The following is a 22607-nucleotide window of genomic DNA, read 5'->3' on the forward strand; positions in this document are numbered from 1 at the left end:
CTAAACCGGAGGACTTCCCATTGAAACGTAAAGACTTTATCCAGCTATCCGCTATGGGGCTGGGAGCACTCGTCCTGCCGAATTTTTCTGCTTTCGGCACACCCGTCGACCCATCACGCTTTCTCAATGATGGCATGGACGTAAAACTCAAGAAACAACTGGCAGATGTGGCGCTTAACACCGCCCGCAGTAAAGGAGCCACCTATGCAGACGTACGCATCGGCAGGTATCTCAACCAGTTTGTCGTAACCCGCGAAGCCCGCGTACAGAACGTCGCCAACGCGGAATCCTTTGGCGTGGGTATCCGCGTGATCGCCAACGGCTGTTGGGGTTTTGCCGCTACCAACACTGTCACCAAAGAAGCCATCGCGAAAGCGGCGGAAAGAGCGGTAGCGGTAGCAAAAGCCAATTCCCGCGTAACTACCACGCCGGTGCAGCTGGCCCCGCAGAAAGGTTATGGCGAGGTGTCATGGAAAACACCTATCGTACAAAGCGCCTTCACCATACCGGTGAAAGATAAAGTTGACCTGCTGCTCAATGTGAACAGCATCGCCATGAAAGGCGGCGCCAACTTTGTCAACTCTGCCATCCTGGCTATCAACGAACAGAAATATTTCGCGTCTACTGACGGCTCTTATATCGATCAGGACATTCATCGCCTGTTCCCTACTTTTACGGTCACTAAAATAGACCGCGCCAGCGGCAAATTCGAAACCCGCAAATCACTCAGCTCTCCCGTAGGCATGGGGTACGAATATCTGACGCCCACAGCAGACAATAAAGTCGGAGGTGTCGTTACCCGTTACAAAGACCGGTACGATATGCTGGAAGACGTAAAAAATGCTACCGCAGATGTAGACCAGAAACTGAAAGCCAAATCCGTAGAACCGGGTAAATACGACCTGGTACTGGACCCTTCCCATCTCTGGCTCACCATCCACGAATCGGTAGCACACCCCACGGAACTGGACCGCGTACTGGGTTATGAAGCCAATTACGCCGGCACCAGCTTCCTCACCCTCGACAAATGGAAGTCACGCAATTTCCAGTTTGGCAGCAAGCTGGTCAACGTAGTGGCGGATAAACTGCAACCCGGCTCCCTTGGCGCCGTAGGCTATGACGATGAAGGCGTGCAATGCGGCCAGTGGGACCTGATCAAAGACGGCGTGCTGGTCAACTACCAGGCTATCCGTGATCAGGCGCATATCATCGGCCTCGATCATTCCCAGGGATGCTGCTATGCCCAAAGCTGGGCGGACGTGCAGTTCCAGCGTATGCCCAACGTATCGCTGCAGCCCGGAAAAGAAAAACTCAGCGTGGACGATATGATCAAAAACGTGGAAAAAGGCATCTACATCATCGGTGACGGCTCCTTCTCCATCGATCAGCAACGGTACAATTTCCAGTTCGGCGGACAGACGTTCTACGAAATCAAAGACGGAAAGATTGCCGGTATGCTGAAAGACGTGGCTTACCAGGCCAATACGCAGGAGTTCTGGAACAGCTGTACCGCCATCGCGGACAAGAGCGACTACCGTCTCGGCGGCGCCTTCAACGACGGCAAGGGACAGCCCGGCCAGTCCAACGCCGTGTCCCATGGCAGTTCCACAACCCGTTTTAATGGTGTAAATGTTATTAACACAGCAAGAAAAATCTGATCTAACGCACATGGCTATACTTAAAAAAGAAGCAGCAAAAGCATTACTGCAAAAAGTGCTGGCCCATTCCAAAGCAGATGAATGCGAAGTGTCGCTGCGGGGGGAAGAAGGGGGCAATATCCGCTATGCACGTAACGCTATCTCTACCGCAGGTGATATCGATAACACGGTCCTCTCCGTCACCTCCTATTTTGGTAAACGTTCCGGTACGGCCACCATCAACGAGTTTGATGATGCCGCCCTCGAAAGGGTAGTGCGCCGTGCGGAAGAACTGGCCCGCCTGGCGCCGGAAAACCCGGAATATATGCCGCTGCGCGGACCGGTGGATTTTAAAGAATCCAAAACATATGTGCCGGCTACCGCCGCCATCACGCCCGATACCCGCGCCGATGCCGTGGCCCAAAGCATACAGGTGGCCAAAGAAGCTCAACTGGAAGCTGCCGGTTTTATTGAGAATACCACCAGTTTCTCCGCGATACTCAACTCCAAAGGACTTTTTGCCTACGAGACAGATACCAATGTGGTGTTTACCATCACCACCCGCAACAGCGCCGGTACCGGCTCCGGTTTTGCCGCCCGCGGGTTCAACGATGTCAGTCGCCTCGATACGCTCTCCGCTACCAAAACAGCTGCCGCTAAAGCCAACAGCTCCGCCGGCGCCAAAGCGATAGAGCCGGGCAAATACACCGTCATCCTCGAACCGGTAGCAGCGACCTATATGCTGGAAAATATGTTCCGCGGCCTCGACGCCCGTAACGCCGACGAAGGCCGCAGCTTTATGAGCAAACCCGGTGGCGGCAACCGTATCGGGGAACAGCTCATGGATGACAAGGTGACCATCTACTCCGATCCCTTCCATCCCGATCTTCCCGCCGGCACCTGGAACCGCGAAGGATTCCCGCTGGAAAAAACAACATGGATCGATAAAGGCGTTGTTAAAAATCTCGCTTATTCCCAGTACTGGGCTAAAAATAAAGGCGTTCAACCAGTACCTATGCCATCCAATATCATCATGGAAGGCGGCACCGCATCGCTGGAGGAACTGATCAAAAGCACAGAGAAAGGCATCCTGGTGTCCCGCCTGTGGTATATCCGCCTCGTAGACGCGCAGACACTGCTGCTCACAGGCCTTACCCGTGACGGGACCTTCTACATCGAAAACGGTGAGATCAAATACCCGATTAAAAACCTCCGCTTTAACGAAAGCCCCGTGATCATGCTCAATAACGTAGAGGCATTGGGGAAAACGGAGAGGAGCCTCAGTATTGAGTCTTACCGGAGTTTTCTGATTCCGCCGATGAAAATAAGGGACTTCACTTTTACGTCTCTTTCCGACGCTATCTAAAAGGTTATCATACCCCATTCACATCCTTTAATCCTGCTATAATGAAAAGAAGAGAATTCCTCCATTACACAGGCCTCGGGCTGGGCGCAGGACTGCTGTCCCAGATACCGATCATCGGAAAAGCCGTTCCGCTGGAAGCCCCCTGGTATACCATCGACGTGGCTAAGAAAAAAGAACTTGCTGACGTGGCCCTCAACGCCGCCCGCAGCAAAGGCGCTACCTATACCGATGTACGCATAGGCCGTTATCTCAACCAGTTTATCATCACCCGGGAAGACAAAGTGGAGAATGTGGTCAACACAGAATCCTACGGTATCGGCATCCGGGTGCTGGCCAATGGTAGCTGGGGCTTCGCCTCCACCGACCAGATGGACAAAGACAGCATTGCCCGCGCTGCCGCCACCGCCGTGGCGATCGCCAAAGAAAATGCCCGCCTGCTGACCACTCCCGTACAACTCGCCCCGCAAAAAGGTTACGGAGAAGTCAGCTGGAAAACCCCCATCGAAAAAAATGCATTTGACGTACCCGTCAAAGAAAAAGCAGACCTGCTGCTCTCTGTCAGCGATGTGGCCATGAAAGGCGGCGCTGACTACGTAGGCTCTTTTATGTTCCTCGTGAACGAACAGAAGTATTTCGCTTCTTCCGACGGCTCTTATATCGATCAGGACGTACACCGTATCTGGCCTACGTTCCAGATCACCAAAATCGACAAGGCCACCGGCAAGTTCGAAACACGCAACGCCCTCAGCTCCCCCGCGGAATGGGCTATGAATACATGATCCCGCGTGAATCAGATAAAATCCACGGCGTAACTACGTTGTACCGCGATCGTTATGATATGCTGGAAGATGCCCGCCTCGCCGGTACGCAGGTGGGTGAGAAGCTGAAAGCCAAATCCGTGGAACCAGGCAAATACGACCTGGTACTGGACCCTTCCCATCTCTGGCTGACCATCCACGAATCGGTAGGACACCCTACTGAACTGGACCGCGTGCTGGGCTACGAGGCGAATTTCGCCGGCACCAGCTTCCTCACGCTCGACAAATGGGAGTCCAAAAAATTCCAGTTCGGCAGCCCGCTGGTAAATATCGTCGCTGATAAAACACAACCCGGCTCCCTCGGCGCCGTAGGGTACGACGACGAAGGCGTGGCCACGCAGAAGTGGGACCTGATCAAAGACGGCGTGCTGGTCAACTACCAGGCGATCCGTGATCAGGCGCATATTATCGGCCTGAAACAATCACAGGGCTGCTGTTATTCGCAAAGCTGGTCCGACGTGCAGTTCCAGCGTATGGCCAACGTATCGCTGCAACCCGGCGCTGCTTCCCTCACCCCGGCAGAGCTGATCAAAAACGTGGAGCGAGGCATCTTCATCGCCGGCGACGGCTCCTTCTCCATCGACCAGCAACGCTACAACTTCCAGTTCGGCGGACAGCTTTTCTATGAGATCAAAAACGGCCAGATCGTAGGCATGCTCAAAGATGTGGCTTACCAAAGCAATACGCAGGAGTTCTGGAATTCCTGTAAGGCAATCGCCGACAAGAGAGACTACCGCCTCGGCGGCTCCTTCTTCGACGGAAAAGGCCAGCCCTCACAGGTGAGCGCCGTATCCCACGGTTCAGCGACCGCCCGCTTCAATGGCGTAAACGTTATTAATACAGCTAGAAAAATTTAATATATGCCGATACTCACTAAAGAAGCAGCACAGGCATTATTGAAAAAAGTGCTTGCCTATTCAAAAGCAGACGAGTGCGAAGTGTCTATTTACAGTGGCGATTCCGGCAATGTGCGTTATGCCCGTAACGAAGTGTCTACCAGCGGCGCCAATAGCAAAAGCATGCTGGTGGTTTCTTCCGCCTTCGGGAAAAAACTGGGCACCGCCACCATCAATGAGTTTGATGACGCCTCGCTCGAAAAAGTAGTCAGAAGAGCGGAAGAACTGGCCCGCCTGGCGCCGGAGAACCCGGAATATATGCCCATCCTCGGACCGCAACAATATGGCGAAGCTTCGGGTGGTTATAACAAAGACACCGCAGCCATCGATCCTGCCTTCCGCGCAGACGCTGTGGCCCAAAGCCTTACCATCACCAAACAAAATAAACTGGTGGCCGCCGGCTTCCTGGAAAACACCGTGGCCTCCTCTGCCATGATGAACTCCAAAGGATTGTTCGCGTACAACAGTTCAACGGAGATCAATTTCAGCATCACTGTCCGCTCGGAAGACGGCACCGGCTCCGGTTACGCTTCCAAAGCCTACAACGATGTACGGAAACTGGACGTGTCTAAAGATACCGGCATCGCGGCGCAGAAAGCCACTGGTTCCAAAGGCGCCAAAGCCATCGAACCGGGTAAGTACACCGTTATCCTGGAACCGGCAGCTTCCATCGTACTGATCGAACAGCTCATCGGCAGCATGGACGCACGCAGTGCGGAAGAGGGCAGGAGCTTCCTCAGCAAGGCCGGTGGCAAAACAAAGCTGGGAGAAAAACTCATGGACGACCAGGTGACCATCTATTCTGATCCCTGGCATCCCGATATGCCCACCTCCTGCTACAACAACGACGGCCGCCCGCAGGAAAAAGTAACCTGGATCGAAAAGGGAACGGTGAAAAATATGTACTATTCCCGCTACTGGGCACAGAAAGCCAACGTAAAAGCCATCCCTTCCCCGGATGCCTTTATCATGGAAGGCGGCACTGCTTCGCTGGAAGACCTGATCAAAAGCACGGAAAAAGGCATCCTGGTAACACGCCTCTGGTATATCCGCCCGGTAGATCCACAGACACTGTTGTTTACGGGCCTTACCCGTGACGGGACTTTCTACATCGAGAACGGCGTGATCAAACACCCGGTGAAAAATTTCCGGTTCAACGAAAGCCCGGTGATCATGCTGAACAACGTGGAAACGCTGGGCAGGCCGGAAAGGGCCGTCAGCGGAGAAAGCAACCAGAGCGCTATCCTCCCGCCCATGAAGCTGCGTGATTTTACGTTCACCTCTTTATCTGACGCTATCTAGGAAATTACGAATTACGAATTACGAATTAAGGGTTCTTTTACAGAGCGGTTTATTAGTAACCTTTCTATAAGAGAACCCTTAATTCGTAATTCGTAATTCCTAAATGGATTCGCTGGTTTCTTTATGCCTGGGAAGGTACCATATGTAATAGTATGCCAGGATGAGCAGGCCGGACACAAATGGGACCAATGCCACATGTTTACAGGTGATCTCCCCCCATATCACCAGCGTGTCAAAGTGGAAAAACTCGCTGATCATCCAGTAGGAATTGGCCGATATCCATAGCGAAATAGCCACATTATGGCATAACTCCGACATGAACTGCCTGGTGCGCCAGGCAATTATCAGGGAGATAATGAGCGTGGGAAAGATCATGGCCACGCCCAGCGGTTTCCAGATCATGCACCAGCTGATATCTTTTAATAACCAGAATACGATATGGAGGTTTTCCATTTTCCGGTAGCTCAGGGGGATACGGTATACCGGGGCGTCTTTGTCAGCTTGACTCATGCTGTGTGTCAGATTTAAGTTGATAAGACCGCAAAAATATAAAAACAGCTGCACAACGGCTGGAAATTCTGCATAGGAATAAATGATTTATATTCGCTGGCATGAACGAATTCTACTGGTCATTCCGGAATACCCGCTTTCACGGCATCAGCTGGATACCTGAGCATTTCAGCCGGGTGATGATCATCGTGCATGGCATCGGTGAAGACGTGGGACGGTACGATCATGTGGCCCGCTTTTTTAACGGAGAGGGCTACGCGGTACTGGGCATCGATCATTACGGCCATGGTAAAACCGATGGCAAACGGGGCGCTACGCCCGGCTTCGGATACATGTTCGATTATGAAGCGGCTTTTCTCGCCTATGCAAAAGAGCTGTACCAGCAACCGGTGGTCATGTACGGGCATAGCATGGGCGGCGGCCTGCTGACCGGCTTCCTGCTGCACCGCACCCCCGATATCCTCGGAGCGGTGATCTCGGCGCCTGCGCTGATCGTGGGTAAACGTCCCGGCGCATTTCTGCGGGGACTGCTCCGGGTGCTGAATAAAGTCGCGCCCAACCTGCGGCTAAACCAGGGACTGGACATCACCAAAGTATCCCGCGATCCGGACGAGGTGGAGAAGTTCCGCCAAAACCCGCTCCGGCACGATAAAATGAGCGTGCGGCTGGCCCATGATATGATTCAGAACGGCCTTTGGTGCCTGGAACAGGCTTCCACGCTGAAGATCCGTTCCCTGCTGATCCATGGGGGCGACGATGCCTTCACCGCGGTAGAAGGCTCCCGTATTTTCGCCGAAAGGGCGCCTGCCAGCCTGCTGACTTACCGGGAGTGGCCGGGCGACTATCACGAACTGCATAATGAATTAAACCGGCAGGAAGTACTGCTTTTTGTGGCCGGATGGCTGAGCGCTTTGCGCTAATGCAGATACCCTGCGTAGTAACGACCTATCTTCGTATTAACCACCTCCCTAAGGGAGTCCCCCAATTCGTAATTCGTAATTTGTAATTGAATATCCTATGGCCATCAGAAAACGAAAGGAAAGTGCCGACCTCACCGTTAACCCGGGATCGGACGTTATCCTTAACATTACCATCGGTAATGCCCAGATCGGCGCCAGCGTGGTACGCTTCGACAAAGACCCTGTTGCCCTGGCCAAGGGCGAAATCCGTAACCTCCGGCTGGGAACAGCGGCAGACCTGAAAGGGAAAACGCTGAAGGTGACCACCAACGTACTGGACACCAACAGCCTCACCAACGGCATTGTTGTTACCTACGCTATCAGCGCCTGTAACCCCTCTGTCCTCCTGTATCAGGATGAAGTAAAAACAGACGGGGATATCATGTCTTTTTTGCTGGACTTTAATTTTAAGTAAACCATGAAAAAGTTATTCTGGTGGGTGTTGCTCCTGGCAACCGCCCATCCCGGCTACGCCCAGTTAAAGGATTCCCTGAAGATATCCGATATGACCATGCCGTCGTCACCCGGACTGGTACTGGCTGATAAAGCGCCCGCGGCCATCGATAAACCCACCAACCCCAAAGCCTTTGGCATCAGCCTGATCAACCTCTGGCAGGGCGGTGCGGTGGATGTTACGCCTTATTGGCTCAGGAACAAACCCAACCTCACATTTGAGCGGTACCTGAATAATAAATTTCCCCTGCTGCAAACATTCAACGTCTCTGCGGCCACGTTCAGAACAGATACCAGCACCAGCCTCTCCGCAGGCTTCCGCACACAGGTGTTCCGGTTCTATTACCGCCGCAACCGCGAGGCCATGCTGCAAAAGAAAAAAGAAATAGAAGCCCTGCTGGCCGTGGAAGATCCGTCACAGCTGGATACCGTGGCGCTGGCCGAAAAAAACGCAGCGCTGCGGGAGATGTTCGACGTACAACGCAACAAAGGCCTCGTCATCGTGGAACTGGCAGGCGCCCTGGCCGGTAGTGCACCGGGCAACCGGTTTAAGGACCTCGCCGCCAGCCGTTCCGGTATATGGACCAACATCCGCTGGGCGCCGGGCAAATTCCCGCTCGATTTCATTGCCCTCGGCCGTTACATCTGGAATAGCCAGGATGCCTCCATCGGCAGCTTCCCCTATAACAGCCAGCTGCTGGACTACGGCCTTTCCGCTAACTACCAGAAAGGCCGCTTCGATCTCTCTGCAGAATATGTGAACCGCCGCGATCTTAAAGAGGGACAAAGCTACGACCGCCTCGCGCTCGTAACCAACTTTATGATCAGCGACAGCTTCTATGCAGTAGCCGCCTTCGGCAAAAACTTCGATAAAATGGACAACATCCTCGCTATTCTGGGCATTAAATTTGCGTTGTCAAAAGAAATCGTACGCCTTAACAACAGTCACTGACTAACCCATTATATATATCATTCCCTGGCAAATCCCGGGGAGATGATAACCTGAAAAGCAAGGCCGGCCCCAGAGGGGCCGGCCTTCGTATGTTTGATACCGGCCGCCTGTCAGGCGGACCAGTATTCATCATGTAATTACAGTCAAGGGTTGGTAGACCAGATAGACGCTGTTTTCAGCAACACCCTTCTGTTCATTTTCAATTGGGCTACAATCAGCTCCGCAAGATCTTCCGGCTGCAATACCTTCTCCGGGTTGCCATCTGTCAGGTTCAGCTCTTTGGCCATGTCCGTTGCAATGGTACTGGGCGTCAGCGCGCTCACGCGGATATTGTGTTTTCTCACTTCCAGCATCAGCGATTCAGTGAGGCCGAGCAACCCGAACTTGGAGGCGCTGTAAGCGCTGGTAAGCGGAGCGCCGCGTTGACCGGCAGTAGAAGATATGTTGATGATATCACCGGATTTACGGTCGATCATAGCAGGTAATACCGCACGGGTAACGTAGTACACACCGAGCAGGTTCACCCGGATAATGTCTTCCCACTGTGCAGGCGTGAGCTCCATGAAACCGCCGAAAGCCGCGATGCCGGCGTTGTTGATCAGGATGTCGATGCTGCCCAGTTGTTGCGTGAGACTGGCCACTGCTTTGTCAACTTCTTCCATGACGCCCACGTCAGCAATGGCATAGGCCGCCTTTACGCCGGTACCGGCAAGAGCGGCAACAACTTCCTGTAACGGTGCTTCGCTACGTCCTATTAAAGCAATGTCTGCCCCTTCCTGTGCCAGCGCCACCGCTACAGCACGGCCGATACCTTTGCCGCCACCGGTGATCAGCACCTTTTTTCCTTGTAATGATTCCATATGAAACTGCTTTTAAGAGCACAAAGATAACATGGATGAAGCGAACAGCAGGCAGCCTAACGCGTTAATTTTTGTTTATCTTCGTTTTTCTAAGGCTTTACACGTATGATAACTATTTCCAACGATCAGCTGACGGTGTCGCTGGCTGCCGCCGGCGCTGAACTGCAACATATTATCCGCAAAGACAACGGACTGGAATACCTATGGGGCGGCGATCCTGCCATATGGGGCAAAAAAAGCCCGGTATTGTTTCCGATAGTAGGCGGATTAAAAGATAATACTTACACCTATAACGGCAACAACTACACGCTGGGAAGACATGGATTCGCCCGTGAACAGGTGTTTGAAGTACTGACACAATCCGCTACGGAAGTGGTCTTCAGGTTGACAGACAACGACGCTACCAGGGCCGTATACCCGTTCCGGTTCGATTTCCGCGTTGGCTACTCCCTGGCAGGCGATACCCTGAAAGTGACCTACCACGTACAAAATACGGACAGTAAAGTGTTACTGTTCTCGGTAGGCGGCCACCCGGCGTTTAATGTACCGCTCGTAGCCGGTACTGATTATGAAGATTACTTCCTCACATTCAATAAAACCGAAACCACAGGCCGCTATCCGCTGTCTCCCGGCGGACAGATAGAGCTGCAATCCGTCCCCCTGCTGGGCCATACACAGCACCTGCCCCTGAAAAAATCATTGTTCCTCGAAGACGCGCTCGTCTTCAAAGAGCTGGCCTCCGACACCATCAGCATCAACAGCGGTAAAACACCGCACGGCCTCAGCGTGACCTTCGGCGGATTTCCCTTTATGGGCATCTGGGCCGCGAAAAACGCAGATTTCGTATGTATAGAGCCGTGGTGCGGTATCGCAGACAATGTAGCCGCTACCGGGGAACTGGCGGAGAAAGAAGGCATCAATCAGCTGGCCCCGGGCGCCGCTTTCGAACGTACCTGGACTGCCACCTTTTTTTAACCGATACCATGAATTATAAAATCATCCATGATGAAGAAGCCCTGAAAGCCTTCATCAACTGGCTCCCTGTGTGTAATGAACAGGAACAGTACTACCTGTCCCTGCTGGCCCGCACCAAATACCTGGAGGAAGGCCACGGCTTTAAGTCAGACAAACAACAGCTGAAGCGTTTTACCAGCACGAAAGAAGGGATGCTGGAAAAAATCCGTCAGCTGGAATGCGCCATTGGCGCCTATACCCAGCGCGGTATGCCCATTCCGCAGGAAGCGCTGGCGCTGTATATCAGCGTCAATCCCCGCGACCTCTGGAAAGCCACGTTCGCCTCGCTGGTGACCTTCGCGCAGAATATCCAGGCCAATGCCAGCGCTAAAAATCCGCATCAGGAAGTAATGAGCGCCATCCAGCAGTCCTGCAGCAATAAATACTACATAGACATCGACGTGGATGCAAAAGACCCTGCTATCCTGGAGAAAATAAAAGAATTTGTGAACCCGTCCTGTCTCACAGTGATGGAAACAAGGGGTGGCTATCATGTGCTGGTGGAACTGGCAGCATTAGACCCCGCATTGCGCAAAAAGTGGTATCCCAATATTATGAACCTGCCAAACGTAGATCAGAGCGGGGATAACATCATACCCGTGCCGGGATGTACACAGGGTGGGTTTGTACCAAGGTTCATTTAGAGATTTTTTGATTTACGGATTTTGGAATTTATGTTTTGATGATAATGGTATGCTGGTTGCACCAAATCCCGAAATCCGTAAATCAAAAAATCCGTAAATTAAAAATTATATCCTGCTTTCAGGCCCCAGAATCCATGGGTGCCATCTTTAAACCAGGCTTCGTATTTACCTTCCACATCCAGGCCAAGCAGGCGGATGCCGATGCCGGGAGCAAACAGCGCGCCGGTACCATTGTTGTAATCGCCGGTGAAGTTAACCGTACCACCTTCTGCTTTCACATACAGGATAGATACCAGTGTGTAACGGAGACCGAGTCTTACCGGTATTACTTTCGCGGAAGCATAACTGATGTTGTTGTCGGTTTTGCCTTTGAAATACATAAATCCGACAGAACCTACGGCGGTCAGGCCGGCCACGAGTTTTACGTCAGCGCCAAGCCCAACGCCAAAGCCAGGCTTGTGGAAGTTGCTGAAATCACCGGTAGGAAAACCAGCTTCCACATACGGACCGATACTGAATCGTTTTAACTGTGCCTGTGATGGCTGGGCACCGATGCATACCGTCAACATGACTGCGATAAACGCCAGGATGTTTCTTTTCATAAGAACAAATTTTCAGAGGAAATGGTGGTAGTAAACGTAATAGCCCCAAAAATAAGGAAGAATTACGAATTCAGCACCGCTTCCTTCGGAATAGACAGCTGGCGCCCATGCCCGTTGCCGTTATTGTCTGGTGACACTGGCTGCTCTACGGTTATCTTCGGCGGCATCAGCTTATATACCACCGGCGTAACTACCCGCGACAGCAGCGTGGAACTGATAAGGCCTCCTATCAATACGATGGCCAGCGGCGCAATCATGGGATTGGTGGAGATGGCGATGGGTATCAGTCCCCCGATGGCGGTCAGCGATGTTAACACAATCGGCAGGAACCGGATCTCGCCGGCCTCCCGGATGGCTTCTTCCAGCGTTTTGCCCTGCGCGCGTAACTGGTTGGTGAAGTCCACCAGCAAAATGGTGTTTTTCACTTCAATGCCGGCAAGGGCGATCAGTCCCACAATGGCGATAAAGGAAAGCGAATTGCCGGTGAGCCACAGCGCCACAGCAGCGCCCACGATACCCAGCGGGATCACGGACAACACGATCAGCGTGCTTTTGAAGGTCTTGAATTCCAGTACCAGCACTGCAATGAACAGGAAGATGGTCACAATGATGATGCTCATAAAACCACCGAAGGAGTTGTTCCTGCTTTCCACTTCGCCTCCCATTTCATAAGAGTACCCTTTCGGCAGCTGCAGCTGGTCCATCTGCCGGATAACGTCGTTGATGACGCGGTCGGGCAGAAATCCTTTCTTTACAAAGGCACCCACCGCCACCAGCCTGTTTTTCTCCTGGTGGTTGATGCTTAACGGGGAGGTTTCCAGTTTTACGCTGGCTACCTGCGACAGCGGAATGGCGGTACCGGCAGCGTTATTGACGTACAGGTCCCTGAATACGTCCATGGTGGGTTTGCCGTTTTTTTGTTTGGTGACGAGGATGTCGTAGTCGGTATCGTTTTCGTCGTTGTACCTGCCCAGGTTGATACCGGCGATGGCTAAACGTACAGCCCGGTCAATGTTGATTGTCGGAATACCCAGCTGTTGTGCTTTCTCCCGGTCTATGCTGACACGGATATCTGACTTTAAGGTGCTGACAGGATTGTTGATGTAAATAGTGCCGGGTGTTTTCTCCAGCATTTTTTCCACCCGTCCGGCCAGCATACGCAGTGTATCGAGATTGTCGCCAAAGAGGCGTACCTCTACAGGAGCCGTAATCGGAGGCCCTTGTTCAAAATTCTTCACCTCCACCTTTGCACCGGGATAAGGCGTCCATTTTTTGCGGAGTTTTTCTATCAGGGCTATCTTATCGGCCGGGCTGGTATGGGGATCCAGCTGAATGAACAATTGTGCGTAATCACTGTGTTCATTTTCCTGTATTTCGTTGTAATAGATGCGGGGATTACCTTTCCCGATATTGCTGGCGATAAAGCGGATGCTTTTTTCCTGCTTCAGTTCTTTCTCCAGTTTTTCCACGATGCTGTTGGTATAAGCGAGATTGGACTGGGGAGGGGTGAGCACGTTGATCAGGAATTGTGGTTTCTCTGAAGCGGGAAAGAGGCCAAAGCCTACCGCTTTCATGAGTACCATAGAACCGCCGAAGAGCACCAGGGACACCAGGATGGTCAGCACCGGGCGATGCAGGGCTTTGTCCAGCAGCCTGGCATAGCTGCCATGGATCAGCCTTTTCAGCAGGCGCATGAAGATATTGCCGTCCGGGTGACCGGTGTGTGCTTTCAGCAGCCGGCTGGCGAGGAAGGGGATGATGGTCAGCGAAACCACCATAGAGGCCAGCACGCTGAAGATCACGGCCAGCGGCATGCTGCGGATAAAGTCGCCGCTGCCTTCAGGCAGGAATACCAGCGGCATAAAGGCGATGATGAGCGTGGCAGTGCAGCCTATAACGGCCATGCCTATCTGAGAGGTGGCTTTCAGGGTGGCTTCCATCCTGGAATGTCCTTCCAGCATCCACCGCTCAATGTTTTCGATTACCACGATACTGTCGTCTACCAGCAGGCCAAGCGCTACCACGAGGCCTACAATGCTGAGCTGGTTGAGGTTGTAGCCGAATAGCTGCAGCAGCACGATACCGATGGAGAGCGACAGCGGGATGGAGATCATTACAATGAGGGCTGGCCGCTGGCCTAATGGCAACAGGGTAAACGCCACGAGTGCGATAGCGATGAGGAAGTCTTTGCCCAGTCCGCCCAACCGGTGGTTCACCGCATCTGCCTGGTCAAAGTACTGCACCATATCGATGTTGGCTGGCAGTGTTTTTTTGAACTGTTCGATGACGGGTTTGTATTGTAACTGCGTTTTGCTGATGTTTTCACCGGCTTTCTGTGCCGCAGATACGCTGACGTTGCGATGGCCGTTGAGCCGTGTAAAATATTTCTCATCTTCAAAACCGTAATACACCCTGGCAATATCTTTCAGGAAGATGTTTTTGCCATTGGCAGCAGTAACGATCGTGTTGCTGATTTCGTCGATGTTTTTGTAGTTGCCGCTGGTTTTGATATTGAAGCTTTTGTCGCCTGCATCGATACTGCCGCCGGGTATATTGGCCATCTCTCCCTGGATAGCGGCCATCACGGTACTTGCAGGAAGATGCAGCTGCGCCATTTTGTCCAGCGCCAGTTCCACCCTTACCTGTTGATCGGGGAGTCCGTGTATCTTCACATTTTTAAGGCTGGAAACTTTTTCCAGGTCTTCCTGTAATTTTTCGGCATAGTATCGCAACTTATCTCTCGAAGCATTTTCAGATATCAGTGCTACCTGTAAAACATTTACATCGGAGGGTTCCAGTTTTTTAACCTCTATGCTGTAGATGTCTGCGGGAAGGGAAGCTTTTTTATTATTGATTTCCCGGACAAGTTCCTGGTATTTCTGGTCTACGTTGGATTCGTATTTGTATTCCACGCGGAGTACGGCTACGCCATCGCTGATAGCGGTGCGCAGGCGTTTAATGTCCGCGAGGCCGTAGATATCTTTTTCGAGTGGGTCTACCACGAGGTCTTCCATGTCTTTGGGGCTGGTGCCGGGATAGATGACCACTACGGTAAACTGAGGCGCCTGCATCTCCGGGTCTTCGGAGCGGGGCATATTGAGAATGGTTGTGATGCCGAGCACAATAATCATCAGGAAGATGACGAGGGTGAACTGGTAGTTCCTGACGGCATAACCGGATATTTTCATGATGGTAGTGATTATTGGATGATACGGATGCGGGATTGGTCCTTCAGGTAGGCGCTGCCGGAGATGATCAGGGCGCGGGCCTGTTCCATCCCCTGGCTGATGAGTACCTGGTCTTTCTCCATTCCGGCGATGGTAACGGGGATGCGCTGTGCGGTTTGATTGTCGTTGGTGACAAACACATAGCCGCTGTTGCCGTTGCCATCGAGCAGGGCTGCGTAGGGGATGCTCCAGGCAGTGCCGCCGCCGGTACCGCCCGTAGTGATATGGCATCTGCCGAACATACCGGTGGCAATGGCGGCGGGCTTGCTGCCGCTGAGTTGTACGTCTATCACAAAGGTGCCGCTGGCGGCGTCAATGCCTTCGGATTTGCGTGTAACGGTGCCGGTGAAAGTTTCACCCGGCAGGGAAGGGGTCTCAACGGTCGCTTTGTCGCCGGTGCTCACCTGCGCCCATTCTCTGTCGGTAACGCCTATACGGAGCAGCCAGTGGGCATTGCGGGCGCCATTGATCTGTAATACGGACGTGCCGGCGGATACAAACTGGCCGGGATTGGCGAGCTTGCGGAGTACGTAGCCGTCCTGTGTGGCGCGGATGGCGGAATAACTCCTGTTGAACTGCGCAGTGCCGAGCTGTTGCCGGGCCATGTCCAGCGCTGTTTTGCTGTTCTGCAGTTGTTCCAGGGTGGCCACGCTGTCATTATGCAGATTGAGCGTACGCTGGTAGTCGCGTTGCGCTTTCTCAAATCCCAGCTGCGCCTGTTGTACCTGTGCATCGATCTCCGTCATGTTGAGCGTGGCCAGCAGTTGCCCGCTACGGACGGCATCGCCTTCTTTGACGAGGATGTTGTGAATGATGCCGTTGGTTTTGAAAGAGAGGTTGACTTCATCATCCGTGGTGAACTGGCCGGATGCGTGGATGGACAAGGCGCTGCCGCTTTTTTCCAGCGGCATCACTTTTACCGGGATCACATCGGTGCTGTCTGCGTTGCTGGCAGCAGGCTTTTTATCGCCGCAGGCGAAAAGCAGCAGGGAGAGCGGAAGCAAAAGAAAACTATTTTTCATGGAAGTATTTTTATGGTTGTACGGATTCAATATTGTAAGAGGCCTGGGCACGTTCCACACCGGCATAAGCGGTTTGCACGGCTGCCTGTGATACGGCCATTTGCAGCTGTGCCTGCGTAAGCTGGTTCTGTGCATCTACCAGTTCGATGTATAGCAGCTGCCCCTCCTTGTATACTTTCAGCTGATCGCGGTAGTAACGTTGCGCAAAAGACAGCTGGCTTTCTGCGGTGACCAGGTTGCGCAGCGCGGTGCGATAGTTGTTTCCAGCCTGGTATAGTTGCAGCTGCAGCGCGTCCGTCGTTTGCGCGGTGGCGTTTTCGATGGCCTGCACGTCCAGCGTGGCCTGCCGGATACGGTGTTTGTATTTATGCGCGCCAAACAACGTCCATTCGAGATTGACACCAAAAAGGTAGTAGCGGGATTTATCATCGAAATGCAGGCCCATGGACTGGTTGCCGAGATCGAGGAAAGTACTGAGGCGGGGAATGAGATAGGCTTTCTCCAGTTTTTCGTTCAACCGGTAAGCGGTAGCCGCACTTTTGTATTGCTGCAGCTCCTCGCGGGCGCTGATGCTGGCATCGGCGGTAAGGGCCGGCGGCAGATGAGCCAGCAGATTACTGTCCAGCGCGATGTCTGTTTGTAAATCACGGTTAAGCAGGAAGTTGAAATATGCCCGGGCATTCTGTTGTTCGTTCAATGCCTTGCTGATGGAGGCATCCGTCTTCTCTTTCTCCGTCTGCGAGCGGTACAGGGCGGTATTGTTGCGGACGCCGTTGCGCACCATGCTCTCGTTGATCCGGATACTCTCCTGTATGAGTGACAGCGCGTTGCGGTAAATAGCCACAGCCTGCGACGCCTGGTAATACTGGAAGTAGGCGGTTTTGATATCCTGCACCAGTTGGCGCTTGTATACGTTCAGCGCTGCCTGCTGCCGTGTCAGGTGCTCCTTTTTGATCTTCTGGTTGTAGTAGATTTCCGCGTTGATCAAAGGGAGACTGGTTCTGAACTTAGCATCGAAAAAGTTGTCCGGGTTCAGCAGCACAGACACGTTGTCTACCTGCGGAAACTGGTGGCTGTTGGTCAGTTGGTTGAGGCTGGAATATACAGGATTCAGCAGGTCGCCAATGGGCATATCGATGGTGCGGCCGCCGCCGGCTTTGGTATAACTGCCAAGGAAGGTGACATTCGGCCCAAAAAGGCTTCGGGCTTCCTGCAGCGCTGCAAGGGATTTGTCCAGCTGAAAGCGCTGGTCCTTCAGGCCTTTATTGTTGGTGAATGCCTGTTGGATATAGCTATCGAGCAGGTTGACGCCCTGGTCATTCCGGACAGCGGGAGAGGGTGCGGCTGCGGCGCCGTCATACCGGGCCATCACGGTTCCGGACGGCGTCTGACGCAGTATGCCGGATGCAGCCATCAGCGCATTTTCAGGCGGAGTACCCTTAGCCGTATATTGGGCCATCACGCTGAATCCCGCTGCCAGCAATGGGATTAACATTGCTCCTTTTGTGATGATTGTTGACATAATGAACGGTGTTTATTTGTATTGAAAAAAATAAGCCCGAAGGGCTTGTAATTGTCAATGTTTATATACTAAATAGTGTTTAATGCTGTTGCTTTAAAAAGGCCCACAGGCCTTTATTGGTTATGCTTTTGTTCTCACTGGCGTATTTTCCACCACGTCACCGCTTCTCACTTCCTCGCCGCTTCTCGCTCCCTCGCCGCTTCTCACTTCCTCGCCGCTTCTCACTTCCTCGCCGCTTCTCACTTCCTCGTGCTTCTCACTTCCTCGTTGCTTCTCGCTCCTCGTTGCTTCTCGTTCCCTCGTTGCTTCTCGCTCCCTCGTTGCTTCTCGCTCCCTCGTTGCTTCTCACTCCCTCGTTGCTTCTCATTCCCCGTTGCTTCCCACTTCTTCACCGCTTCTCACTCCCTCACCGCTTGATCACCTCCAGATACGCTTTGATCGAATCATCCATACCTATGTTCAGCTCGTTGTCATGCAACTTGCATACCTTCAGCCGCGAACGGAGGTCCAGGGCAATCAGGCCATGCGCAAAAGCCCAGATAGACATCGCCGCAACTGTCGCATCCGTAAAGCGTATCTTTTTCGCTTTCACGCACTCTGCTACCAGGTTATACAACGCATCATATGCACGGTCGCCATTCTCCCATTTCTCTTTCTCATGCTCGGCATTCATCGGCGCCTTGATGATAAACATCAGGTCGTACAGCTCCGGATTTTCCCGGTAAAAACCGACATACGCCCAGGCCAGCTGCTCCAGCCGCTCCAGCGGGTCGGCCGCCGTCAGATTACGCGCAAAATGGTCCGCCAGCGTGAGGAAAGCCTCCTTCTGAACGTCGTATAACAGCTCGTCTTTATCTTTGTAATACAGGTAAATAGTGGCAGGGCTGTATTCTATCCTGTCCGCAATGTTCCGGATAGATACCTTCTCGTAACCCTCTTCCACAAACATTTTGATCGCTGCGTCCACAATGCGCCTGCGCATATCTGCCCGCTCACGCTCTTTTCTTTCTGCAATGCCCATGTCGGAATGTTTACGCTGCAAATATACTGAACGGTGTTTATTTTCCAAATCAAAATGTAGAAATTTGTTGGGTGTATGCGTAAGTGGCTGGTTGTGAATGTACTATGTATACTGGTTTTGTTTGTAAAACATAGCGGCTACGCGCGCGGTGCCACCGAAACAGTGGAAGTGAATATTCTCATTATCGATATTGCCGGCTGCTGTTCGCGCTTCCTGATATCCGCATTGCAACGGAAGGGCAGCTGCCGGTGATTACGGCCAACAGGCTGAAGCTGCAATGGATATTGCAGAACCTCATTTCAATGTCATCAAATAGATGGACGGATTGCCGTAGAGGCCACAGACCGTGGTGAGTTTTACGAATTTTATGTGAAAGGTAATGGCACGGGCATGCAACAGCGGGACACAGACCGTGTGTTACGCCTGTTTGAGCGGTTGGACTACCATGGTAAGGAAGAGGGCTCCGGTATCGGCCTGAATATTTTTAAAATGCTGGTGGAAGAGCTGGGGGCAAGATGTGGGCCGAATCAGCATCTTTTACTTCCTGTGGCGTAAAGTCTGAACCGCTATTCTTCAAAGATCCAGAGCCGGCCGCTGATGCGCTGGGAGGCCACCGGCAGGCAGGACACCCGGTACGTTTTCGGCGATTCGCCATCTATTTTCCATTCCCATCCGCTAACCGTGTTCTCCGGCGATGCAAACAGCTGTATGGCGGTATTATAAATATCTTCCGTATTCACGGCTTTGTTGCGCAGATGAGTCATCGCATCTGAAAGTATGGCCGGCAGCTGTTCTCCCGGGCCTGCCAGCTCCAGTATATCCGCCGCTTTCTGATTCACCCAGCCCGCATAGCCGTCATTGTTGATAAATATCACCGCGTGGGGCAGGCTGTGCAGAATGGCGGCAAACCTCACGGCGATGCCCTGGAAATACAAGCGTTCCTGTGTTTGGGTAAGTATTTCCTTCAGCCGCAGGCGGATCGTTTCAATGCAATCCTGGAAACCGGCGTCAAAGTCCTGTGGGTCTGACCATCCCAGGAGTAACAGGCTGTTGTGCGGCTCTGTATTGATCGGGATGATCACAGCGCAAAGCAGGTCTTGCAGCTGGTCCTTCAGTGGATTGTCGGCCGGAAGCTCAGGCCAGTAAATTGTTTTGAAAGCATTGTGGTACAGCAGTTTCCGTACAGGGTCCGGGTTCACCACGGAGCCGTTATGGAAATTAGGAGAGGCGTTTTTTACTTTGGCGGAGTGTTCGTTTTCAAATTCCAGCTGCAGCGCCACATCTGCCAGCAGGAGATTTTTGACCAGGGAGATACTGAAAGCCAGAAAGGAGGAAATGTGTTTCTCCTTGTCCCAGCGGCTGGTCTGGTTGATAAAATCGAGTGCTTTACTTTCCCATTTAATCACGGTATAAAGATTAAAGACTGAATAAGCTATACAAATGATCGCAGCGCAGTGATGATTTCTCCTGGTGCGCTGATCTGCGGAAAATGCCCCTGTGCGTTTATTTTGATTCTTTTGCTGCCGGGGATATGTTGCTCCATGTATTCACTGACAACCGCAGGAACAACAATGTCGTTGGCCGTTTGGATGATAAGCGTTGGCCGTGTTACCCGTGGCAGTTCCATCCGGTGGTCCAGGAAAAAAATAGCCCTGGCCACCGCCAGCGCAATGTCCGGCCTTAATGCCTGCAGGGAACGGGCAAACTGCTCTGCCAGTTCCGGTCTGTCCTCATTGCGCATCGCCAGTGGGGAAAAACCGATTACCCATGCTTCGTAGTTGGTCTGCATGGCGTCAAACAATGCCTGGAGGGCCGCTTCGTCGAACCCGCCGGTATAGGAGGCGGGCGCGTCGTCGAGATAGCGCGGGCTGGAACCTATCAGCACCAGTTTGTCAAAAAGATGCGGCTGTCGGTTGGCTGCCATCATTCCTATCATACCGCTCACAGAATGCCCGATGAAAGTGGCCGGCGTTCCCTGGGCTAACGCCATGATGGCTGTCAGATCTGTTACATAACCTTCCAGCGTTTCATAACGCTCATAGCTATACGAAGAAAGATCGGACTGGCCGCCGCCTGCATTGTCATACAGGATAATGCGGTAGTCGTGTTCAAAAGCGGGAACGATCTGCGAAAAAGACTGCTGGTCTACGCCGAAACCGTGACCAAATACGAGTGTTTTACCGGCTTGAGGGTTACCGGTGAAATGGATATTATGTTTCTTGCTGAGGTCCATTTGTGAATTAGCGCTTGTCTTTTACGATGCCTCGCGGCAGCAGCTTTCATAACAATGGTCTGTCACCTTTTCAAATATAAGTAAATAGTTCCGTTTGGAACTATTATTATCTTTGCGGCCATGAAAGCGTTTATTTTCGATCTCAACGGGACCATGATCAACGACATGGAGTTTCACCTGGACGGCTGGCACAGTATGTTAAACAAGCTGGGCGCCGGGATGAGCCGGGAAGAAGTAAGAGGCCATATGTATGGCAAGAATGAAGAACTGCTGGTGCGCATTTTCGGAAAAGACCGTTTTACCCTGCCCGAAATGCTCGACATCGCCCATCAGAAAGAGGTCGCCTACCAGGAGGCTTTCCGCCCTCACCTGGAGCTGATAGCCGGACTGCCGGATTTTCTCCGGGAAGCCGCCGCCAAAGGCATCTCTATGGGAATCGGTTCTGCAGCCAACAACTTTAACATCAGCTACGTACTCGATAACCTGCACCTGCGCCATTTTTTCAAAGCCGTTGTCAGCGCGGAAGACGTAACGACCAGCAAACCTGATCCGGAAGTGTTCCTGAAATGTGCTGCAGCGCTAAACGTTGCCCCGGCGGACTGCATCGTGTTCGAAGATGCGCCCAAAGGCGTGGAAGCTGCACTGAATGCGGGAATGGAGGCCATCGCGTTAACCACTATGCACACCCGGGATGAGTTTGCCCGTTACAACAATATCCGGGCTTTTGTGGCTGACTATCACGATCCGGTACTGCAGCAACTGCTGACGGTATAATCCAATGATTTTTTTTAATATCATCAGGGTGCCATAAATTGCCGCCGACAACTGCTAAACTGTTATGAAACATCCTACCGGGAGGTCTTCCCTGTTGGTGACCGTCGTGCATATTATCCTGGGCTTCGATGGTCAGGACCTGAAACTACTGCTGGTAAAGCACCCTGATGGTCCGCCGAAAAACAGGTGGTGTCTGCCCGGCGACCGGCTGCAAGCCTCCGAGTATTTTGACCAGACGGCTGCCCGCATTCAGCAGACACTCACCGGCCGCGGGAAAGTCCACCGGCAACAGCTGGGCGCCTTCGGCCCATCCGGACATACAGCCGGTGAACGTACTGCATCCGTCGTATTTTTTTCACTGATGCATATCCGCGGGGAAAAATTGTTTCCCCTGCACAACTGCCACCCCCAATGGCATCTCTTCCGCGAATTACCGGTTCTTCCCGCGGAACATCGCAGCATGCTGCAGGAAGCCTTACAATATATCCGGTACCACTCATCCGTTCCTCCCTTATTGTTTAAACTGCTGCCGCCGAAATTCACCATCCCGCAACTGCAACACCTGTACGAAACCGTACACGGACAGGTCTTCGACAAACGGAACTTCAGCCGTAAAATGCTCACCACCGGCCTGCTGGTGAAACAAGCGGATAAAGAGAAACTGAGCTCGAAGCGGGGCGCGTATTACTACACGCAAAGGGAGAAAGTAAGCAAAGAGCGCTAAGGCAATATAAGGGAGCAGAGCAAACAAAGGAGGGGGAGATCAACGACGATCTCCCCTCCTTTGTTTGCTTA

The 22607-nt window shown here is 52.6% G+C and carries 23 protein-coding genes; 14 read left to right on the forward strand and 9 right to left on the reverse strand.

Annotated elements, in window-relative coordinates:
- Positions 1–20: 20 nt before the first annotated feature.
- From HF324_RS10815 to HF324_RS10830, 5 genes are read left to right on the forward strand one after another with little or no spacing between them, the layout of a single operon-like run.
- On the forward strand, positions 21–1658 hold the full coding sequence (locus HF324_RS10815; protein ID WP_193114990.1) for a TldD/PmbA family protein: 1638 nt from the start codon (positions 21–23) through the stop codon (positions 1656–1658).
- A gap of 10 nt (positions 1659–1668) precedes the next feature.
- Positions 1669–3003 (forward strand): TldD/PmbA family protein, encoded by a 1335-nt coding sequence (locus HF324_RS10820; protein ID WP_168802482.1) that lies wholly within the window; start codon positions 1669–1671, stop codon positions 3001–3003.
- A 41-nt stretch (positions 3004–3044) separates the two neighbouring features.
- Complete coding sequence (locus HF324_RS33375; RefSeq protein ID WP_220100718.1) at positions 3045–3782, forward strand: PmbA/TldA family metallopeptidase; 738 nt, start codon at positions 3045–3047, stop codon at positions 3780–3782.
- Positions 3779–4678: a TldD/PmbA family protein gene (locus tag HF324_RS33380; RefSeq protein WP_220100719.1), complete on the forward strand. Its 900-nt coding sequence runs from the start codon at positions 3779–3781 to the stop codon at positions 4676–4678. The genes HF324_RS33375 and HF324_RS33380 overlap by 4 nt, the downstream gene beginning before the upstream one ends.
- Before the next feature lie 3 nt (positions 4679–4681).
- On the forward strand, positions 4682–6019 hold the full coding sequence (locus tag HF324_RS10830; RefSeq protein WP_168802483.1) for a TldD/PmbA family protein: 1338 nt from the start codon (positions 4682–4684) through the stop codon (positions 6017–6019).
- 99 nt (positions 6020–6118) lie between these two features.
- Here the strand turns inward: HF324_RS10830 and HF324_RS10835 are convergent, their stop codons facing one another.
- A complete protein-coding gene (locus HF324_RS10835) occupies positions 6119–6529 on the reverse strand; it encodes a hypothetical protein (RefSeq protein WP_246269489.1) in 411 nt (136 codons plus the stop codon).
- Between the two features lie 101 nt (positions 6530–6630).
- Here HF324_RS10835 and HF324_RS10840 point away from each other — a divergent pair, with 101 nt between their 5' ends.
- The 3 genes from HF324_RS10840 to HF324_RS10850 all read left to right on the forward strand — a co-directional run bounded on the left by HF324_RS10840 (position 6631) and on the right by HF324_RS10850 (position 8893).
- Positions 6631–7449 (forward strand): alpha/beta hydrolase, encoded by an 819-nt coding sequence (locus HF324_RS10840; RefSeq protein ID WP_168859768.1) that lies wholly within the window; start codon positions 6631–6633, stop codon positions 7447–7449.
- A gap of 97 nt (positions 7450–7546) precedes the next feature.
- Complete coding sequence (locus tag HF324_RS10845) at positions 7547–7903, forward strand: hypothetical protein (protein ID WP_168802485.1); 357 nt, start codon at positions 7547–7549, stop codon at positions 7901–7903.
- A 3-nt stretch (positions 7904–7906) separates the two neighbouring features.
- Entirely contained in the window at positions 7907–8893 is a 987-nt protein-coding gene (locus tag HF324_RS10850; protein WP_168859769.1) for a hypothetical protein, read from the forward strand.
- A gap of 143 nt (positions 8894–9036) precedes the next feature.
- On the opposite strand, the gene HF324_RS10855 is transcribed toward HF324_RS10850, so the two are convergent.
- Positions 9037–9753: a 3-ketoacyl-ACP reductase gene (locus HF324_RS10855; RefSeq protein WP_168802487.1), complete on the reverse strand. Its 717-nt coding sequence runs from the start codon at positions 9751–9753 to the stop codon at positions 9037–9039.
- A gap of 105 nt (positions 9754–9858) precedes the next feature.
- Here HF324_RS10855 and HF324_RS10860 point away from each other — a divergent pair, with 105 nt between their 5' ends.
- Both HF324_RS10860 and HF324_RS10865 read left to right on the forward strand, forming a co-directional pair.
- Positions 9859–10728 (forward strand): aldose 1-epimerase family protein, encoded by an 870-nt coding sequence (locus HF324_RS10860; RefSeq protein ID WP_168859770.1) that lies wholly within the window; start codon positions 9859–9861, stop codon positions 10726–10728.
- Between the two features lie 8 nt (positions 10729–10736).
- Positions 10737–11411 carry a hypothetical protein gene (locus HF324_RS10865; RefSeq protein ID WP_168859771.1) on the forward strand — a complete coding sequence of 225 codons (675 nt, stop codon included), beginning with the start codon at positions 10737–10739 and terminating at the stop codon, positions 11409–11411.
- Between the two features lie 98 nt (positions 11412–11509).
- On the opposite strand, the gene HF324_RS10870 is transcribed toward HF324_RS10865, so the two are convergent.
- The 5 genes from HF324_RS10870 to HF324_RS10890 all read right to left on the reverse strand — a co-directional run bounded on the left by HF324_RS10870 (position 11510) and on the right by HF324_RS10890 (position 18805).
- A complete protein-coding gene (locus HF324_RS10870) occupies positions 11510–12013 on the reverse strand; it encodes a hypothetical protein (protein WP_168802490.1) in 504 nt (167 codons plus the stop codon).
- Between the two features lie 62 nt (positions 12014–12075).
- The gene (locus HF324_RS10875; protein ID WP_168859772.1) at positions 12076–15201 is read right to left on the reverse strand and encodes an efflux RND transporter permease subunit; all 3126 of its coding nucleotides are present in this window, start codon (positions 15199–15201) and stop codon (positions 12076–12078) included.
- 11 nt (positions 15202–15212) lie between these two features.
- The gene (locus HF324_RS10880; protein WP_168802492.1) at positions 15213–16262 is read right to left on the reverse strand and encodes an efflux RND transporter periplasmic adaptor subunit; all 1050 of its coding nucleotides are present in this window, start codon (positions 16260–16262) and stop codon (positions 15213–15215) included.
- Positions 16263–16272: 10 nt separating this feature from the next.
- On the reverse strand, positions 16273–17784 hold the full coding sequence (locus tag HF324_RS10885; RefSeq protein WP_168859774.1) for a TolC family protein: 1512 nt from the start codon (positions 17782–17784) through the stop codon (positions 16273–16275).
- 406 nt (positions 17785–18190) lie between these two features.
- A complete protein-coding gene (locus tag HF324_RS10890; RefSeq protein ID WP_168811560.1) occupies positions 18191–18805 on the reverse strand; it encodes a TetR/AcrR family transcriptional regulator in 615 nt (204 codons plus the stop codon).
- Positions 18806–18880: 75 nt separating this feature from the next.
- Here HF324_RS10890 and HF324_RS10895 point away from each other — a divergent pair, with 75 nt between their 5' ends.
- Positions 18881–19057 (forward strand): hypothetical protein, encoded by a 177-nt coding sequence (locus HF324_RS10895; RefSeq protein WP_168859775.1) that lies wholly within the window; start codon positions 18881–18883, stop codon positions 19055–19057.
- A gap of 117 nt (positions 19058–19174) precedes the next feature.
- Complete coding sequence (locus tag HF324_RS10900; RefSeq protein WP_373997299.1) at positions 19175–19360, forward strand: ATP-binding protein; 186 nt, start codon at positions 19175–19177, stop codon at positions 19358–19360.
- 11 nt (positions 19361–19371) lie between these two features.
- Here HF324_RS10900 and HF324_RS10905 read toward each other — a convergent pair whose 3' ends face one another.
- A complete protein-coding gene (locus HF324_RS10905) occupies positions 19372–20211 on the reverse strand; it encodes a hypothetical protein (RefSeq protein ID WP_168802495.1) in 840 nt (279 codons plus the stop codon).
- A gap of 26 nt (positions 20212–20237) precedes the next feature.
- The gene (locus HF324_RS10910) at positions 20238–21038 is read right to left on the reverse strand and encodes an alpha/beta fold hydrolase (protein WP_168802496.1); all 801 of its coding nucleotides are present in this window, start codon (positions 21036–21038) and stop codon (positions 20238–20240) included.
- A gap of 120 nt (positions 21039–21158) precedes the next feature.
- Here HF324_RS10910 and HF324_RS10915 point away from each other — a divergent pair, with 120 nt between their 5' ends.
- Both HF324_RS10915 and HF324_RS10920 read left to right on the forward strand, forming a co-directional pair.
- A complete protein-coding gene (locus tag HF324_RS10915; RefSeq protein WP_168859777.1) occupies positions 21159–21812 on the forward strand; it encodes an HAD family hydrolase in 654 nt (217 codons plus the stop codon).
- A 64-nt stretch (positions 21813–21876) separates the two neighbouring features.
- Positions 21877–22536 carry an NUDIX hydrolase gene (locus tag HF324_RS10920; RefSeq protein WP_168859778.1) on the forward strand — a complete coding sequence of 220 codons (660 nt, stop codon included), beginning with the start codon at positions 21877–21879 and terminating at the stop codon, positions 22534–22536.
- The last annotated feature ends 71 nt before the right edge of the window (positions 22537–22607 follow it).

Source organism: Chitinophaga oryzae (assembly GCF_012516375.2).
Lineage (GTDB): Bacteria > Bacteroidota > Bacteroidia > Chitinophagales > Chitinophagaceae > Chitinophaga > Chitinophaga oryzae.

Coding starts and splice junctions, on each gene's coding strand:
- HF324_RS10870 (WP_168802490.1), bottom strand. CDS start 12,013: ATGAAAAGAAACATCCTGGCGTTTATCGCAGTCATGTTGACGGTATGC.
- HF324_RS10855 (WP_168802487.1), bottom strand. CDS start 9,753: ATGGAATCATTACAAGGAAAAAAGGTGCTGATCACCGGTGGCGGCAAA.
- HF324_RS10845 (WP_168802485.1), top strand. CDS start 7,547: ATGGCCATCAGAAAACGAAAGGAAAGTGCCGACCTCACCGTTAACCCG.
- HF324_RS10875 (WP_168859772.1), bottom strand. CDS start 15,201: ATGAAAATATCCGGTTATGCCGTCAGGAACTACCAGTTCACCCTCGTC.
- HF324_RS10895 (WP_168859775.1), top strand. CDS start 18,881: ATGCGTAAGTGGCTGGTTGTGAATGTACTATGTATACTGGTTTTGTTT.
- HF324_RS33380 (WP_220100719.1), top strand. CDS start 3,779: ATGATCCCGCGTGAATCAGATAAAATCCACGGCGTAACTACGTTGTAC.
- HF324_RS10890 (WP_168811560.1), bottom strand. CDS start 18,805: ATGGGCATTGCAGAAAGAAAAGAGCGTGAGCGGGCAGATATGCGCAGG.
- HF324_RS10880 (WP_168802492.1), bottom strand. CDS start 16,262: ATGAAAAATAGTTTTCTTTTGCTTCCGCTCTCCCTGCTGCTTTTCGCC.
- HF324_RS10920 (WP_168859778.1), top strand. CDS start 21,877: ATGAAACATCCTACCGGGAGGTCTTCCCTGTTGGTGACCGTCGTGCAT.
- HF324_RS10910 (WP_168802496.1), bottom strand. CDS start 21,038: ATGGACCTCAGCAAGAAACATAATATCCATTTCACCGGTAACCCTCAA.
- HF324_RS10865 (WP_168859771.1), top strand. CDS start 10,737: ATGAATTATAAAATCATCCATGATGAAGAAGCCCTGAAAGCCTTCATC.
- HF324_RS10885 (WP_168859774.1), bottom strand. CDS start 17,784: ATGTCAACAATCATCACAAAAGGAGCAATGTTAATCCCATTGCTGGCA.
- HF324_RS10850 (WP_168859769.1), top strand. CDS start 7,907: ATGAAAAAGTTATTCTGGTGGGTGTTGCTCCTGGCAACCGCCCATCCC.
- HF324_RS10915 (WP_168859777.1), top strand. CDS start 21,159: ATGAAAGCGTTTATTTTCGATCTCAACGGGACCATGATCAACGACATG.
- HF324_RS10860 (WP_168859770.1), top strand. CDS start 9,859: ATGATAACTATTTCCAACGATCAGCTGACGGTGTCGCTGGCTGCCGCC.
- HF324_RS10840 (WP_168859768.1), top strand. CDS start 6,631: ATGAACGAATTCTACTGGTCATTCCGGAATACCCGCTTTCACGGCATC.
- HF324_RS10835 (WP_246269489.1), bottom strand. CDS start 6,529: ATGAGTCAAGCTGACAAAGACGCCCCGGTATACCGTATCCCCCTGAGC.
- HF324_RS10830 (WP_168802483.1), top strand. CDS start 4,682: ATGCCGATACTCACTAAAGAAGCAGCACAGGCATTATTGAAAAAAGTG.
- HF324_RS10820 (WP_168802482.1), top strand. CDS start 1,669: ATGGCTATACTTAAAAAAGAAGCAGCAAAAGCATTACTGCAAAAAGTG.
- HF324_RS33375 (WP_220100718.1), top strand. CDS start 3,045: ATGAAAAGAAGAGAATTCCTCCATTACACAGGCCTCGGGCTGGGCGCA.